We start from the raw sequence: 14,018 nt of genomic DNA on the forward strand, positions 1-14,018 counted from the left end.
CAGCGCCGGGCAGCAGCAGAATGGGGCCGGTCAGCCGAGCCGCAAGAGTAGCAGCGTCCAGGCTTAGACGTTCCAGAGACATCAACTGCGCCGCCCAGGATTCGAGCGGCGCTTCTTTTTAAACCTAGAGGATGCTCAGCCCAGCGCCGATTGCAGGAAACGGCGAACCACATTCAGAAATTCGTCCGGCTGCTCGACAAACGGCATGTGACCGCTTTCTTCAAAGACGTGCAACTGGGCACCCGGCACCCCCGCCGCCGTGACCTGGGATGCCTCAGGCGGGCAGGTTCGGTCATGGCGGCCAGCCAGCACCAGCATGGGTGAGGTGACCCGGTTCAGGCTTGATTCGACCTCGATCCCGCCGTAACCGGCGGCCGAAAACTTCCGCAGCACGTCGGGGGCGTAGCGGCCCGCGCTGCGCCGGGTGTAGTCGGGCAGGCGGGGGTCTTCAGGATCGGCGAAGTGCCAGGGCATCTGCTCGTCCATCAAGCGGGCGAAATCGGCCTCAGTGGTGACGTCCGCCTCTCCAGTCCAGGAGTCCTGCACCTGCCGCCGAAGGTGCAGCGGCTCAAACGCCGAGATCTTCGCTTCGATGCCCTCCAGAAACCGGTTGGACGGCACGCCGCACGACACGATGCTGGCCGCCGCTGCGCCCGGCTCGCTGACGGCCTGCTGCAAGGCCACGAACGCGCCGTAGGAATGACCGAACACGGCGTATTTCGCAGCTCCCAACGCCTGCGCCACCCCGCCCACGTCGGCGGCCATCTGCGAAAGCGTCCAGGTGTCCTCGGGTGCGTCGCGGTCACTCTCTCCCTGGGCACGCATGTCCAGCAGCACCAGCCGCACCGTGTCGGTCAGCGGATCGAGGTAGTTGGCGAACTCGTGGTGGTCGAGGCCGGGGCCGCCGTGCAGCACGATCAACGGCGGCAACTGCTCAGAACCGCGCACGTCGGCGAAGAGTCGGGTGCCATTGACCGTCAGATGCTGGAGTGTCATGGCGAGAGTATGTCAGAGCGGGCCGGACAGCGGCGCAGACGACTTGACGGCGACGGCCTTCAGCCCCCCAGATACTTATGCCACTCGCTGCGGTCCTGGGCAAACTGGCCCTGGGCGTAGAAGCCGAAGCTGGGCGCGCGTGGGCGCAGCCGCAGCGGCATGGCAGCCTCCTCGGGGGTGCGGTCTCCCTTGCGCTGGTTGCAGGGACGGCAGGCCACCACCACGTTCTCCCAGCTGTGCCGCCCACCCTTCGAGCGCGGCTGCACGTGATCCAGGGTGAGGTCGCCCTTCTCACCGCAGTACTGGCAGGTGTAGGCGTCGCGCCTGAGCACATTGCGGCGGTTGAAGGGAATCGGGTGGATGCGCGGGCGGCGGATGTAGCGCCGCAGCCGGATGACGCTGGGCACCAGCAACACGGTGCTGGGCGACCTGACCACGTCGGCGCTGTTTTCGAGAACCTCAGCCACGCCGTACTGGACGAGGGTGATGGCCCGCTTGGCACTGGTCACGTGCAGCGGCTCGTAAGAAGCGTTCAGCACCAGCACGCGCGGCACGTTCAGATTCGTGGCCACCCGCAGAGGCGCAGCTTGAAGCTCTGGCCCGTTCATTGAGTCATTTTAAGGCCAAATCGTCAAAGAATTGTTGCGCCGAACGGCTTAGCGCCCCGCCGAACCATCCATCAGCCCAAGAACCCCCGAACACCGTCGGCGACGTACTGCACGGCCAGCGCCGCCAACAGCACGCCCAGCACCCGCGTGATGACGTGAATGCCTGATTCGCCCATAACGCGCGCGAGGTGGCTGGACACCCGCAGCGCCAGATAACACAGCAGCAGCACCGCCGCCGTGACCACGAAGACGCCGCCGAGCAGCAGCGGGTTGCCGTGCGCGCCGCCCGCCAGAATCATGATGCTGGCCAGCGTGCCCGGCCCGGCAATCAGCGGAATGGCCAGCGGAAACACGCTGATGTCGGGCCGCTCCTGGGCGTGCTGCTCTTCGTCGGGCGACTCGCGGCTGGCATTGGCCCGCCCGAAGACCATGTCGAGCGCGATCAGAAACAGCAGAATGCCGCCCGCCACCCGGAAGGCGTCGAGGCTGATGCCGAGGTGGTCGAGCAGCGGCTTGCCCAGCAGGCCGAACACCAATATGATGCCGCCCGCCACCAGCGAGGCTTTCAGGGCGATAGCGCGGCGCTCCGCAGTCGGGCGGCCTCCCGCCAGGCCGATGTACAGCGGAGCCAGGCCGATGGGGTCCATGACCACCAGCATGGTCAGGAAAGTTTGCAGGGCGAGACTTGAGAGGGCCGAAACGTTCACCGCCCCAGCTTACGCTGCTTGGCTGAGTGCGCTCAGGGGCAGCGCTTTCCGTGAGACCGCCCGAGTATCCGGCGCGGAACTCACGCCCTTTCCTACAGCAACCTCTAGCGCACCCGGCTGGGAAAGCGCCGGAATCCCAGCGCCCGTTCATGCCCACCATCGCCAGTTGTGAGTGTCGCTAAAGGTGCAGATCTCACCCGCCGCCCCAAGTGTCCAGCGCCCGCATGGCCGCCACTTTGAGGGCCCTGGCCAGGCCTTGGGCCGCGAACTGGGCCGGAGACTGGACCGGGAACCGAGCACCACGAAAGAGAGGTCAGGCCCGAAGGTGGGTCTTCGAGTTCCTCGGGCACCCAGACCTTGAAGGTTTTTCGGGTCAGCGTCTGACCCGCTTGAAGCCGCGCCGCCGGACACCGGGAGCCACATGCAGGCCGCCACAGGAGCGGTCTTCCTGAAAGGCGAAGTCATCGTGGCCCATACCCAGGTGCCCGATCACCTCGCCGCCGAATTCGGCCACCAACTCAAAGTGACAGAGCGCCGGACCACGGGCCGCGTTCCAGCCCGCCCAGCAGTTCGGGCGTCACCGGCCAATCGGAACAGGCAGCGTTGCAAATGGCAGCGACGGCGGCAAAATCGGCAGGCCGCTTCAGCTCTTGCGAAATCAGGCCAGATACAGCCCAGTGTGCAGGACAGGGGTCGGGGAGCGCACCAGCACGCTGGCGGAGGCGGCGCGGTTCATTCACCAAAAACTCGGCGTATCCTGACCGCCATGACCGAAATCAACCCCAGACTCAAACTCCTGCTGATCGTGCCGCACCCCGACGACGAGGTCTACGGCGCGTCCGGCACCCTGATGGACTTCATTGAAGAGGGACATACCGTGGGCCTGGTGACCCTGACACGCGGCGAGGCGGGGCGCACCCTGGGACTGTGTGAGACGCCCGCCGAACTCGCCCAGTTACGCGAAGTGGAACTGCGGGCTTGCCTGGACGTAATTGGTTTGCAGGTTCACGAGCAGCTGAGCTTTCCCGACAAGTACCTCAAAGATCAGCCGCTGGAAGAACTCGTCGCCGCTGCCCGCAGCGCCATGCAGCGCCACCGGCCCGAAACGGTGCTGGCTTTTCCGCCCAACGGCAGCAACGGCCACCCCGACCATGTCACCGCCCACAAAGCCGTTAAGGCCGCCTGGGACAGCTTGCCGGAAAACGAGCGGCCCCAGCTGTGGTATTACGCTTCCGAAACACCACCGGAAAATGAGGAGCTGCGCGACATCTGGATTCCGCCCAACATCAAGCGTGACGTGAGCCGCCACATCACCCGCAAATTGCAGGCCATCGCCTGCCACCGCACCCAGGCCCTGAGCACCGTGGATTTCATTCGCAAGTTTCCCGAGCGCGTCACCGAGGAGACATTTTATCAGGTGGAGTGAGTCAGGCGGAAAAAAGCCCAGAAACGGCGGCCCGGCGGCAGTGTAAGAACTCCGTCTGCCCTCCTTCGTTAGGCTGAAAGCGTGTCAAAGTCCACACTTGCTTCCGTGCGCCCGGCCATCGAGGTCAAGGGGCTGCAAAAGAAATACAGGGATCAGGTGGTGCTCGAAGAGGTCTCGCTGGGCGTCAAACCCGGCGAGGTTTACGCCCTGACCGGCCCCAACGGTGCGGGCAAGACCACCCTGATCCGCTGCATGACCGGCCTGGCCTTCCCCACCGGCGGCGAGGTCACCATCATGGGCCGCGACGTGCACACCGACGGCCCGCGCGCCCGCGCCAACCTGGGCGCGGTGGTCGAGGCCCCGGCCAAGTTCTATCCGCAGTTCACCGGATCACAAAACCTCAGCATGCACGCCCAGCTCGCGGCGATGGCCCCCAGCATGGGCGGCGGCAAGACCAAACGGGTCGGCCGTGACCGGGTGCGCGAGGTGCTGGCCCTGCTCGAACTCACCCGCATGGCCGAGCGCCCGGTGGGACAGTACTCGCTGGGCCAGCGTCAGCGCCTGGGCGTGGCCGCCGCCATTCTGGCCGAGCCCAAGGTGCTGATTCTCGATGAACCCACCTCGGGCCTCGATCCGCTGGGCATCGGGCTGATTCACCGGATCGTGACCGGACTGGCCACCAGCGGCTGCGCCGTCATCCTGAGCACCCACCACCTGCGCGAGATCGCCACCTACGCCCACACCGTCGGCATTCTGACGGGGGGCCGGATGGTGGACTCGGTGGACCTGCGCGCCCGCCAGGCGGCCTACCGCTTCCGGGTGGACGATCCGCTGGGCGCAGTGCAGACGCTCTCGGCACTGCCGTTCGTGAAGAAGGCCAGTGCCCGCACGCCCTACGCCATTGCCCATATCGGCGGCGAGGCCCGCGTACCTGACGCCCTAGCGCACCTCTCGGCGGCGGGCATCCGGGTGTTCGAGGCCAGCCCTGACCATTTCGATCTCTACGAGTACTACCGCGAACGGGTGGAACAACACTGATGCTCACCTTGATCATGCTGGAATTTCGCAAGCTGTTCGGCGCACGCAGCGCCCGGCTGGCCGCCCTCATCTGCGTGCTGCTGCCCTGGATCTGGCCGCTCGCGCCGCGCCTCAAGGGCGTCTACAACCTGGTGATCGTCAGCGGCTGGCAGGTGCCGACCCTGTCACTGATCACCATCACCCAGTTTCTGTTGCCGCTGCTGGTGGCGCTCACCTGCGCCGAGATGATCGGCACCGAGATCTCGCAGGGCACCCTGGCTCCTCTCATGCTGCGCCCGATCAACCGCAGCCGCATCATCGTCGCCAAGCTGATCACGGCGCTGATCTACCCGGCCCTGCTACTGGCCGTCCTGTTTGTCGCCAGTCTGGTGGCAGGCCTGCGCTTCGGTTTCGGCGATTTCAGCGGCGGCACCGGGCTGGGGCCGGGCCTGTTCGTGGGCGTGGGGCAACTCAGCAGCGGCGAGGCGTTCGGACAGGTGCTGCGCTCGTTTCTGCTCGATGCCCTGGCCCTGATGCCAATTGCCGCACTCTCCCTGCTATACGCGGTAGCATTTCTCAACACGGCGGCGGCGGCGCTGGCGACCCTGGCCACCATCCAGATCATGAACATGCTGGTGGTCTTTCCCGAAGCGCTGCAAAAGATCCTGATCACCACCTACCTCGATCTCTACAGCCGTCAGGGTGATTTGACCCAGCCGATTATCCTGATGGTCATCTACACGGTGGGCTTCTCGCTGCTGGCCGTGTTCGCCTTCGAGAAACGGGACTTGTAAGAGCTGCCCCCTACACTTCAGGATGTGAATGTGGACGCCTTCGGAGTAGTTGTTCTGTTCGTGCTGGGCTTACTCATCGGCTCGTTTACCAATGTGCTGATCTGGCGCTTGCCGAGGGGCGAGAACATAGCCTTCCCGCCGAGCCACTGCCCCAACTGTGACCATCCGCTCAGCCCGCTCGACCTGGTGCCGGTGGTGTCGTGGGCGGCCCTGGGCGGCAAGTGCCGCTACTGCAAGGCTCCTATCAGCCCGCGCTATCCCATCATCGAGCTGATCAGTGGGGTGGCCTACGCGGCCATTGCCCTGCTGTTCCCGTTGAGCAGCTTCGGCACGGGCGTGATTGGGCTGTGCCTGCTGTTCACCATCTTGCTGGCGGCCTCGGTCATCGATTTCGAGACCTACACCATCCCCGACGAGCTGACCCTACCGGGCACGGTCATTGGGCTGATCTTCGGGGCCGTCAACGGCGCGGCCCTCTCGCCCCTGCCCCATTTTGAAGCTGCCCTGCGCGGGGCCCTGATGGGCGCGGGCGTGCTGGTGGCCATCAGTTTGCTGGGCGGCTGGGTGCTGCGGCGCTTTCGTGAGCGCCTGTATCCCGAGTTGCCCATCGGTTACCAGCAGATCGCCCTGGCCCTGTTCGGCGGCGTGCTGTTCGGCGGGTTGTGGGGCAGTTGGTGGACGGCCTTGGCGGGCGGCGCAGCGCTGGGCGTGATTTCCACTGTCGTCAACGCAGCAGCCCGCCGGGTGATTCGCATTCCCGAACTGCTGACCCTGGGCGGCTCGCTGCTGGCACTGGCCTTTTTCAGCGCACGCGGCAGCATTTCACTGCTGACGGGCCTGCAAGGGGGCCTGGCCGCCGCCGGAGCCATCAGCCTGCTGGCAGGCCTGTACTGGTGGATCGGCAGCCGCAATGACACCGCCGATGACGACGACGCCCCCGGCGACCCCACTGCAATGGGTTTCGGAGACGTCAAACTGGCCGCCGTCATCGGGGCGTTCCTGGGCTTCGAGCGCCTGCTGGTGGCCCTGGCCGTCGCAGTGGTCGTCGGTGCTGTCCTGGGCCTGATCCAGCGCTTCACGGGCGGCGAGAACAAACTGAAATTCGGGCCGTATCTGGCGATTGGCGCAGTGGTGGCGCTGCTGTGGGGCGCAGCAATCATTGACGCCTACACAGCTTATCTGGGGCTGTGAGGGCTCAGCGCACCGCCTGGAGCAGCCGACTGTACGCGCCTGCAAACTGAGTCTGATCAATCGCCCTGCTGTCATTGCTGGTGGCGCTCAGGCAGACCGTGCGTCCGTCGTTGGTCGTGACCTGGGTGGTCAGGTTCAGCACGCCGCCCTCGCTGCCCCCCTTGAAGCTGACGGTTTTGAATAAGCTGGGGTCGGCCACGCCGGGGTTGACCTGCATCAGCGGCAGGGCGGCGACCTCGTTCATCAGGCCGCAGAGGGTTGTGACCGGCACGAACCATTCCAGTTGCGGCGATACCACCGCGTCCCCGGCAAACAGGCCCACGGGTGGCAGGGGCGCAGCAGCAGCTTGTTCCAGCACCGTCCTTTTCTGGGTGTCGTTACCCTTCAGGTAAGCGTCCAGCAGCGCTTTGTTGGCTGGATTCTTGAGGGCGAAGAGGTCGCGGGTGCTCGGCACCGCGCCCAGGCCCAGGCGCTGGCCCACCCCGTCCCGGCCCACCAGACGCAGCAGCACATTGGTGGCGGTGTTGTCGCTCTGCGAGATCATCAGCGTGGCGAGGGTCTGCAAAGTCAGCGGCGCACTGTCGGGCCAGGTCTGCAAGAAACCACTTGGCAGCGCTTTGTCGCCCGCCTGCAAGGTCGTGATCTCCGACCACTGGTGCTGCCCGGTCTTCATCTGGGCCAGTAACTCGGCCAGAATGCCGAGCTTGAAAGCCGACCCCACCGCCAGCTTGCTCTGCGGGCTGAGGCTGCCCGTCACCTTGCCGTTCTCGACGACGACCACGCTGCTTGTTCCCGCCAATTTGCCGAACGCTGCCACCGCCTCAGCCAGATTGGGCTTCTGGGTGGGCACGCCCGCACCGAGCAGCAACCCGGTAAAGCGGCCCTGCGCGTCCACACTGGCAAGCTTGACCGGCAAGGTGCCCTGCGCGAAGCGGGCCGTGAAGGTGCCTTGCGGCCCCACCTCCACACTCTGAAAAGTACCGAGTCCACTGCTGGCCGCCGCCAGAATCGGAGAGAGCTGCGCGGGCGGCACCTGCTTGAGAAAGTCGGCGGAAAACCAGTCGGGGCTGAGTGTCGTGGCTGAGAAGAGGCGGGTGAGGGCGGCTTGCGGGGTGGTGACGTTGGCGGCACTGGGCATGCTGGACGTTGAGGGGGCGGGCGGCGAAGGCGCAGACTGGGCAGCTTGCTGTCCTTTCAGGAACAACCCGGTGAACTGCCCCGCCGCGTTGAGCTGGGTTTCCACTGTCACCGTGCCGCCCGCATAGCGCAGCCGGTACTGATTGCCGCCGAGGTCGTCCACGCCCTGAAGTGCACCGAACTGGCTGGTAAAGCCCTGAAAGCCGCCCGTCACCTGCGGCAGCGCGGTGGCGAACGCCGGAACGAACCAACTGGCGTCCACTCTCGTCGCCGTCGCCAGGCGGGTCAGAGCAGCCTGCGGAGTGAGCGCGGGCGTGGTCTGGGCAGCAGTGTTGGGCATGGCGGGCGCAGTCGTCTGGGCCAGGGCTGCCGGGCTGAGCGTGAGGCCGAGAAGGGCCGACAAAAGAAGCAGCTTGGACATGCTTACGACTATGCGTGAACGGGCCGGGACGTTCCTGAAGATGAGTCGAGGGTAAAGGCAAGCAAAAAAGCGGCCCCACCGAAGGGAGCCGCCGGTTTCAATTACAGCGGTTTTACTTGACCAGACCCAGGCCGCGCACCGCGTCGCGCTCCTCGGCCAGCTCCTGGGCGGTGGCGTCCATCCTGGCGCGGCTGAAGTCGCTCACCGGCAAATTCGGCACGACAGTGTACTGGCCACCTTTAACCGTCACCGGGAAGCCGTAAATCAGGCCCTCGGGGATACCGTAACTGCCGTCCGAGGGAATACCCATGCTGACCCACTCGCCCTCCTGGGTGCCCAGCGCCCAGTCGCGCATATGGTCAATGGCCGCACTCGCCGCACTGGCCGCGCTGCTGGCTCCCCGCGCCTCGATGATGGCGGCTCCGCGCTTGGCGACAGTGGGAATGTACTCGGTTTCGTACCACGACTGATCGACCTGGCCCAGCGCCGGTTTGCCGTTCACGGTGGCCTGCGAAAGGTCCGGATACTGGGTGGAACTGTGGTTGCCCCAGATGGTGATGTTCTTGACCGCGCTGACCGGCGACCCTATTTTGGCGGCGAGCTGCGAGATGGCGCGGTTGTGATCGAGCCGCACCATCGCCGTGAACTGTTTGGGGTCGAGTTTGGGGGCGTTCTGCTGGGCGATCAGGGCGTTGGTGTTGGCGGGGTTGCCGACCACCAGCACCTTCACGCCCCGGCTGGCGACCTCGCTGAGCGCCTCGCCCTGCGGCTTGAAGATGCCGCCGTTGGCCGACAGCAGATCGCCGCGCTCCATGCCCGCCTTGCGCGGCATCGCGCCGACCAGCAGGGCGTAATCGGCGTCCTTGAAAGCCACCATCGGGTCGTCGCTGGTCACAATGCTGTGCAGCAGCGGAAAGGCCCCGTCGTTGAGTTCCATAACCACGCCGCTGAGCGCCTTGAGGGCCGGGGTGACTTCTAAGAGTTGCAAAATGACTGGCTGATCGGGGCCGAGCATGTCGCCCGCCGCGATGCGAAACAGCAAGCTATAGCCGATCTGACCAGCCGCTCCGGTGACGGCCACACGTACAGGTTCTTTCATAAGGAGTCCTCCTGAAAAGCTAGAACGAAGATGGGCAACTTTCACACGCAGGTGCAATGCAGGGTGTCCGGCCCATGCTACCCCAAAGGCCGGGCGCGGCGACCTCCAGATTTCGTTGAGGATGGTGACTGGAGCGGTGACGCTCCTGGAACAGTGACGATTCAGATCAGACAGCCCAGGGACCGCTCAGGCAAGACAAAAGCCCCACCCCCGCGCTGGAGGATGGAGCTTTTGACGAACCCTGAACGCTTACTCGCCCTGGGTTTCGGGCGTCTGTGATTCAGGAGTCTGGGTGTCCACGGCCTGGGCCTGGGCCGCCTGATCCTGGGCTGCCTGAGCTTCCTGGGCCTGCTGGGAAGCGGCCACCTGGGCGGCTTCCGCGTCGGCCTGCGCCTGGCGGACCTGGGCAGCCTCGGTATCGGCCTTGACCTGCTTGTTGCGGGCAGCGTCTTTCATCACGCGGCCACGGTCGTTCTTGATGCGGGCCGCCTTACCGCGCAGTTCGCGCAGGTAGTACAGCTTGGCCCGGCGCACCTTGCCGCGCTCCAGCACCGTGATCTTGCTGATCAGCGGGGTGTTGTAGGGAAACACGCGCTCGACACCTTCACCGAAACTGATCTTGCGGACGGTAAAGCTCTTACGGCTTCCCCCGTGGTTAATGGCGATGACAACGCCCTCAAAAGCCTGGGTGCGGGTGCGGGTGCCTTCCACCACTTTGGTTTCCACACGGACGGTATCGCCCGCCTGGAAGTCCGGCAGACCGGATTTGATGTGCGGCTGCTCGATGGAACGCAGAATCGCGCCACGGTTGATCTTGGGAATCTTGCTCTGAGTCATAGTTGGTTCTCCTTTGCGCTGGCGGACCACACCACCTCCTGCCTTCAGGCAAGCAGACATGTTCACAGTCGCGGTTCCTGCTCTTTTCGCTTCCCGGCCTGCGCCGGGGCAACCTCAGAAGTATACGGGCAAAGCGGGTACAGGTAAAGCCTCATTTCTCGTCAGGTCGTCCTGCCTCTTGCCAGATTCACCCGCCCACTGTCCAGATCTGTCTCGCCTTACCGCGCCGCGCCCTGGCCTCCCGAGCAGATTAAAATTGCTCTCAAGTCTAGCGGTCGCTCCAGACCTTCACCAGTAAAGTCGGCTGCACCGGAGAAAGGCGCTTGCTGGCCTTTTGCTCACATCCGGCTGAAGGCCCAGGACGGCTGCGGCATACCGGAGGCGCTCTGGTTGACAATGCCCGGAGGCGCGGCTATCCTTTAACCCGCTGCGGAAGCGGCGAAAGTGCCACGCTGGTCTGGTAGTGTAGCGGTTAGCATATCTGCCTGTCACGCAGAAGGTCGCGGGTTCAAATCCCGTCCGGACCGCCAGCGGCAAAGTAGCTCAGTCGGTAGAGCAAACGACTGAAAATCGTTGGGTCGGCGGTTCAAGTCCGCCCTTTGCCACCACACATCGAACCTCGTCATTCTGGCGGGGTTTTTTGTTTGCCTGCCGCGCACAGGCCAGGGTCAGCGCCTCAGGCTCAGTTCCTCCTCCACCTCAGGCAGCGGCGCGTGCGCTCCACCCTGCCGGGGACGCGGGCCATGCGGGGCCGTCACGCCCGCGAAGTCGCCGCCCGGCTCATTACCGGGTCGGGCAGGCCGAACAAGGAGCCGATTCAGGACCGAGCGTACCGCCGAGAGGAGATTCATGCTCCACGGTACACCCGCTCACCCCGGTTCTGTTTGAGACCGCATGGCCAGTCCCTGCACGTACAGTTCCAGAATCTGCACGGCGGCGGCCTCATCCAGATCGGTTGCGCCGAGTTCGCGGGCGCGGCGGGTGGTGAAGCGCTCGTCCTGGTACACCACCTGTGCCCCGGCGCGTTGCAGTTCGGTGCCGAACGAGCGGATGCGGTCCGCCGCCGGACTCGGCAGGCCGTCGGTCCTGAGCGGCAGCCCCAGTACCAGCGACGCCGCGCCTTCCTGCCGCTGCTTGTGCAGGATGACCTTGAGATCATTCTTGAGACGGGTGCGCTCGAAGCTGCCGCGCCCGAACACCAGTCCCCCGTGATTGACCGCGAAACCCACCATGCTCTTGCTGACATCCAGCGCGAGGAAGGTGGGCAGGATTGAAGGAGCCGTCACGCTCAGGAGTGTAGAGCATGACCGAAGTGACTGCGCCCGGATAAAGTTGAATCAGGATGCCTGACCTCCTGCCTCCCCCTCTGCTGAGCGCCGGACCATTCACCTTGCGTCCCTTTCACCTGGGCGACGCCACCGTTGTCATGGAGGCCGGGCGCGACCCGCTCATTCCACTTGTGACCACCGTACAGGCGGGCGGCAATCTACAGCAAGCAGAAGCCTTCATCAAACGCCAGCATCAGCGGCTCAGCACCGGTCAAGGCTATTCTCTGGCTATCGCCAATGCCCAGGATCAGGCGATCGGCCAAATTGGGTTGTGGCCAGCAGCGCAGGGCCGCGCCAGCATTGGGTACTGGGTGGTTTCCAGCCAGCGGCGGCAAGGCGTCGCCGTTCAGGCCCTGCGCTCCATCTCCCGGTGGGGGTTGAGCCTGCCGGAGTTGCACCGACTCGAACTGTACATTGAACCCTGGAACGAGAGCTCCTGGCGCACCGCCGAGCGGGCCGGTTACCAGCGCGAGGGACTGCTGCGAAGTTGGCAGACGGTAGGCGAAAAGCGGCGCGACATGTGGATGTACTCGCTCATTCAGCATGACCCGGAGTGCTGAGTCTTCTTGACTCCCTCCCTTACTCGTAGCCCAGTTCGCGCAGCGCTTCCACGTCCTCGCGCCAGCCGTTGATCACGATGACTTCCAGGCCCAGGTAGACCTTGTGGTTCAGGAAGACTTCGAGCTGCTTGCGGGCGGCCTGGCCGATCTCGCGCAGTTGCTTGCCGCCTGCACCGATGACCATGCCCTTGTGGGCATTCTTTTCCACGATGATCTCACCCTCGATGCGCTGAAGACCGTCGTCGCGCTCGGTCCAGGTGTTGACGCGGGTGGCGACAGCGTAGGGCAGCTCGTCGCGCAGTTTCTTCATGGCCTCCTCGCGGATGATCTCAGCGGCCCACTGCTCGCGGCTCTGGTCACTGCTCGCGCCGCGCGGAAAGAAGAAGGGGTTTTCCGGCAAGCTTTCCAGCAGTTGGTCGCGCAGCGCCTGCACCTGGGCCGGGCTGTTCTGAGCACTGAGCATCACTTCGTTGAGTTCCTCGCGGCCTTCCAACAGGGCGCGGTAGAGCTTCATGGCCTCGTCGGGGTATTTGGCGACGTCAAGTTTGTTGCCGACCAGGGTCAGCGGCTTGGGCAACTCGCGAATCTGGCGGGCCACCATCCTGTCCTCGTCGGTGGGCGGGTGGCGCAGGTCAACGACCCACACCACGGCGTCCACGTCGGCCAGCGCGGTGTTGACTTCCTGATTCATGTACTTGCCCATCGCGTCCTTGGGCTTGTGAATGCCGGGCGTGTCCACGAACACGAGCTGGGCCTCGTCAGTGGTGTAGATGCCGCGCACGCCCTTGCGGGTGGTCTGCGGGCGCGGGCTGGTGGGGGCCACCTTGACGCCCAGGAAGGCGTTGAGCAAGGTACTCTTGCCCACGTTGGGCTTGCCGATGATCGCCACGAACCCGGAGTGGGTGGGCGCGCCTGTGCGTGAAGAAAAATCCGTCATGGGAAGCATTGTCTCACGGCGGGACCATACCGGATTGCGACCATCGGCGGGGCCGCGGCGTGTTGGCCGCACCCGGCGCTGCCGGATATGGCCCGGCTTCTCAACCGGCTGCGTCCCCTTCCAGATTTCCCGGCGCGGTCCCGGCCTGCTTCCAGATGCCGAGCTGCCGCGATGAGCTAAACTGCTTTCCGACATGGCAGGACACAGCAAGTGGTCTCAGATTAAACGGAAAAAAGGGGCCAACGACAAAAAGCGTTCGGCCACCATCAGCAAACATCTCCGGGCGATTACGGCGGCGGTTCGCTCAGGCGGCAGCGGCGACCCGGCGGGCAACCTCAGCTTGAAAAACGTCATCGCGGCGGCCAAGACCGATAACGTGCCGGTAGACAACATCGACAACGCCATCAAGCGGGCGGTCAGCAGCGAGAGCGGGGCCACTGATTACAAGGAAGCTGTCTACGAGGGTTACGGCCCCGGCGGCACCGCCATCTACATCGAGACCCTGACCGACAACCTCAACCGCACGGTGGCCGAAGTCCGAAGTGTCTTTACCAAGAAGGGCGGCAGCATGGGCAACAGCGGCTCGGTGGCCTGGCAGTTCGAGAACAAGGGCGTGGTCTATCTGCCCGAGAACTCCGAGGCCGCCCAGGAAGCCGCCATCGAACTGGGGGCCGAGGACATGCAGGAAGGCGAGGACGGGCTGGAGATCAGCACCGCGCCCAGTGACCTCTACGCCGTCTCGGAGGGCCTGGCCGGGCGCGGCTTCAAGGTGGAGAGCGCCCAGCTCAGCCGGGTGCCGAGTAGCACGGTAGCGGTCAGCGGCGACGACGTGAGGAAGCTGATGACCCTGATTGAGGCGCTTGAAGACCTCGACGACGTGCAGAACGTGTACAGCAACGCCGAGCTGCCGGAGGACTACGAGGGCTGAGCAGGCTTAGCGCTTCAGCACCCCGAAATAAA

At 64.8% G+C, this 14,018-nt stretch carries 17 protein-coding genes and 2 tRNA genes (1 of these 19 only partly in view); 9 read left to right on the forward strand and 10 right to left on the reverse strand.

What is annotated here, in order from left to right; all coding sequences use genetic code 11:
* Window positions 1–67: the final stretch of a DdrH gene (locus N0D28_RS14065; protein WP_260560115.1), read on the forward strand. It extends 191 nt beyond the left edge of the window; the window shows 67 of its 258 coding nt (coding positions 192–258); the start codon falls outside the window, past its left edge; its stop codon occupies window positions 65–67.
* Window positions 68–135: 68 nt separating this feature from the next.
* Here the strand turns inward: N0D28_RS14065 and N0D28_RS14070 are convergent, their stop codons facing one another.
* The 4 genes from N0D28_RS14070 to N0D28_RS14085 all read right to left on the reverse strand — a co-directional run bounded on the left by N0D28_RS14070 (window position 136) and on the right by N0D28_RS14085 (window position 2,825).
* A complete protein-coding gene (locus tag N0D28_RS14070; RefSeq protein WP_260560116.1) occupies window positions 136–996 on the reverse strand; it encodes an alpha/beta fold hydrolase in 861 nt (286 codons plus the stop codon).
* A gap of 59 nt (window positions 997–1,055) precedes the next feature.
* Window positions 1,056–1,604 carry an HNH endonuclease gene (locus N0D28_RS14075; RefSeq protein WP_260560117.1) on the reverse strand — a complete coding sequence of 183 codons (549 nt, stop codon included), beginning with the start codon at window positions 1,602–1,604 and terminating at the stop codon, window positions 1,056–1,058.
* 71 nt (window positions 1,605–1,675) lie between these two features.
* Complete coding sequence (locus N0D28_RS14080; RefSeq protein WP_260560118.1) at window positions 1,676–2,311, reverse strand: MarC family protein; 636 nt, start codon at window positions 2,309–2,311, stop codon at window positions 1,676–1,678.
* Window positions 2,312–2,684: 373 nt separating this feature from the next.
* On the reverse strand, window positions 2,685–2,825 hold the full coding sequence (locus N0D28_RS14085) for a hypothetical protein (RefSeq protein ID WP_260560119.1): 141 nt from the start codon (window positions 2,823–2,825) through the stop codon (window positions 2,685–2,687).
* Between the two features lie 252 nt (window positions 2,826–3,077).
* Here N0D28_RS14085 and N0D28_RS14090 point away from each other — a divergent pair, with 252 nt between their 5' ends.
* The 4 genes from N0D28_RS14090 to N0D28_RS14105 all read left to right on the forward strand — a co-directional run bounded on the left by N0D28_RS14090 (window position 3,078) and on the right by N0D28_RS14105 (window position 6,739).
* Window positions 3,078–3,737, forward strand: coding sequence for a PIG-L deacetylase family protein (locus N0D28_RS14090; RefSeq protein WP_260560120.1), 660 nt, complete (start codon window positions 3,078–3,080; stop codon window positions 3,735–3,737).
* A gap of 81 nt (window positions 3,738–3,818) precedes the next feature.
* Complete coding sequence (locus N0D28_RS14095) at window positions 3,819–4,775, forward strand: ABC transporter ATP-binding protein (RefSeq protein ID WP_260560121.1); 957 nt, start codon at window positions 3,819–3,821, stop codon at window positions 4,773–4,775.
* Window positions 4,775–5,548 carry a DUF2705 family protein gene (locus N0D28_RS14100; protein ID WP_260560122.1) on the forward strand — a complete coding sequence of 258 codons (774 nt, stop codon included), beginning with the start codon at window positions 4,775–4,777 and terminating at the stop codon, window positions 5,546–5,548. Before N0D28_RS14095 ends, N0D28_RS14100 begins: the two co-directional genes overlap by 1 nt.
* A 24-nt stretch (window positions 5,549–5,572) precedes the next feature.
* The gene (locus N0D28_RS14105; RefSeq protein ID WP_260560123.1) at window positions 5,573–6,739 is read left to right on the forward strand and encodes a prepilin peptidase; all 1,167 of its coding nucleotides are present in this window, start codon (window positions 5,573–5,575) and stop codon (window positions 6,737–6,739) included.
* Between the two features lie 4 nt (window positions 6,740–6,743).
* On the opposite strand, the gene N0D28_RS14110 is transcribed toward N0D28_RS14105, so the two are convergent.
* The 3 genes from N0D28_RS14110 to rplS all read right to left on the reverse strand — a co-directional run bounded on the left by N0D28_RS14110 (window position 6,744) and on the right by rplS (window position 10,233).
* Complete coding sequence (locus tag N0D28_RS14110; protein WP_260560124.1) at window positions 6,744–8,297, reverse strand: serine hydrolase; 1,554 nt, start codon at window positions 8,295–8,297, stop codon at window positions 6,744–6,746.
* Window positions 8,298–8,409: 112 nt separating this feature from the next.
* Window positions 8,410–9,396 carry a malate dehydrogenase gene (locus N0D28_RS14115; RefSeq protein WP_260560125.1) on the reverse strand — a complete coding sequence of 329 codons (987 nt, stop codon included), beginning with the start codon at window positions 9,394–9,396 and terminating at the stop codon, window positions 8,410–8,412.
* Window positions 9,397–9,645: 249 nt separating this feature from the next.
* Complete coding sequence (rplS, locus tag N0D28_RS14120; RefSeq protein ID WP_376777632.1) at window positions 9,646–10,233, reverse strand: 50S ribosomal protein L19; 588 nt, start codon at window positions 10,231–10,233, stop codon at window positions 9,646–9,648.
* Between the two features lie 454 nt (window positions 10,234–10,687).
* On the opposite strand from rplS, the gene N0D28_RS14125 reads away from it, so the two are divergent.
* Both N0D28_RS14125 and N0D28_RS14130 read left to right on the forward strand, forming a co-directional pair.
* Window positions 10,688–10,763, forward strand: a tRNA-Asp gene (locus N0D28_RS14125).
* Between the two features lie 2 nt (window positions 10,764–10,765).
* A tRNA-Phe gene (locus tag N0D28_RS14130) sits at window positions 10,766–10,841 on the forward strand.
* Window positions 10,842–10,901: 60 nt separating this feature from the next.
* On the opposite strand, the gene N0D28_RS14135 is transcribed toward N0D28_RS14130, so the two are convergent.
* Together N0D28_RS14135 and N0D28_RS14140 are read right to left on the reverse strand one after the other, a co-directional pair.
* Entirely contained in the window at window positions 10,902–11,084 is a 183-nt protein-coding gene (locus tag N0D28_RS14135) for a hypothetical protein (RefSeq protein WP_260560126.1), read from the reverse strand.
* A gap of 18 nt (window positions 11,085–11,102) precedes the next feature.
* On the reverse strand, window positions 11,103–11,465 hold the full coding sequence (locus tag N0D28_RS14140; protein ID WP_260561915.1) for a RuvX/YqgF family protein: 363 nt from the start codon (window positions 11,463–11,465) through the stop codon (window positions 11,103–11,105).
* A gap of 110 nt (window positions 11,466–11,575) precedes the next feature.
* Here N0D28_RS14140 and N0D28_RS14145 point away from each other — a divergent pair, with 110 nt between their 5' ends.
* Complete coding sequence (locus tag N0D28_RS14145) at window positions 11,576–12,121, forward strand: GNAT family N-acetyltransferase (protein ID WP_260560127.1); 546 nt, start codon at window positions 11,576–11,578, stop codon at window positions 12,119–12,121.
* 19 nt (window positions 12,122–12,140) lie between these two features.
* Here N0D28_RS14145 and era read toward each other — a convergent pair whose 3' ends face one another.
* A complete protein-coding gene (gene era / locus N0D28_RS14150) occupies window positions 12,141–13,058 on the reverse strand; it encodes a GTPase Era (RefSeq protein WP_260560128.1) in 918 nt (305 codons plus the stop codon).
* A gap of 193 nt (window positions 13,059–13,251) precedes the next feature.
* On the opposite strand from era, the gene N0D28_RS14155 reads away from it, so the two are divergent.
* Entirely contained in the window at window positions 13,252–13,986 is a 735-nt protein-coding gene (locus tag N0D28_RS14155; protein WP_260560129.1) for a YebC/PmpR family DNA-binding transcriptional regulator, read from the forward strand.
* Window positions 13,987–14,018 lie beyond the last annotated feature (32 nt).

The sequence above is a fragment of the Deinococcus rubellus genome (genome assembly GCF_025244745.1).
GTDB classification, from domain to species: Bacteria; Deinococcota; Deinococci; order Deinococcales; family Deinococcaceae; genus Deinococcus; species Deinococcus rubellus.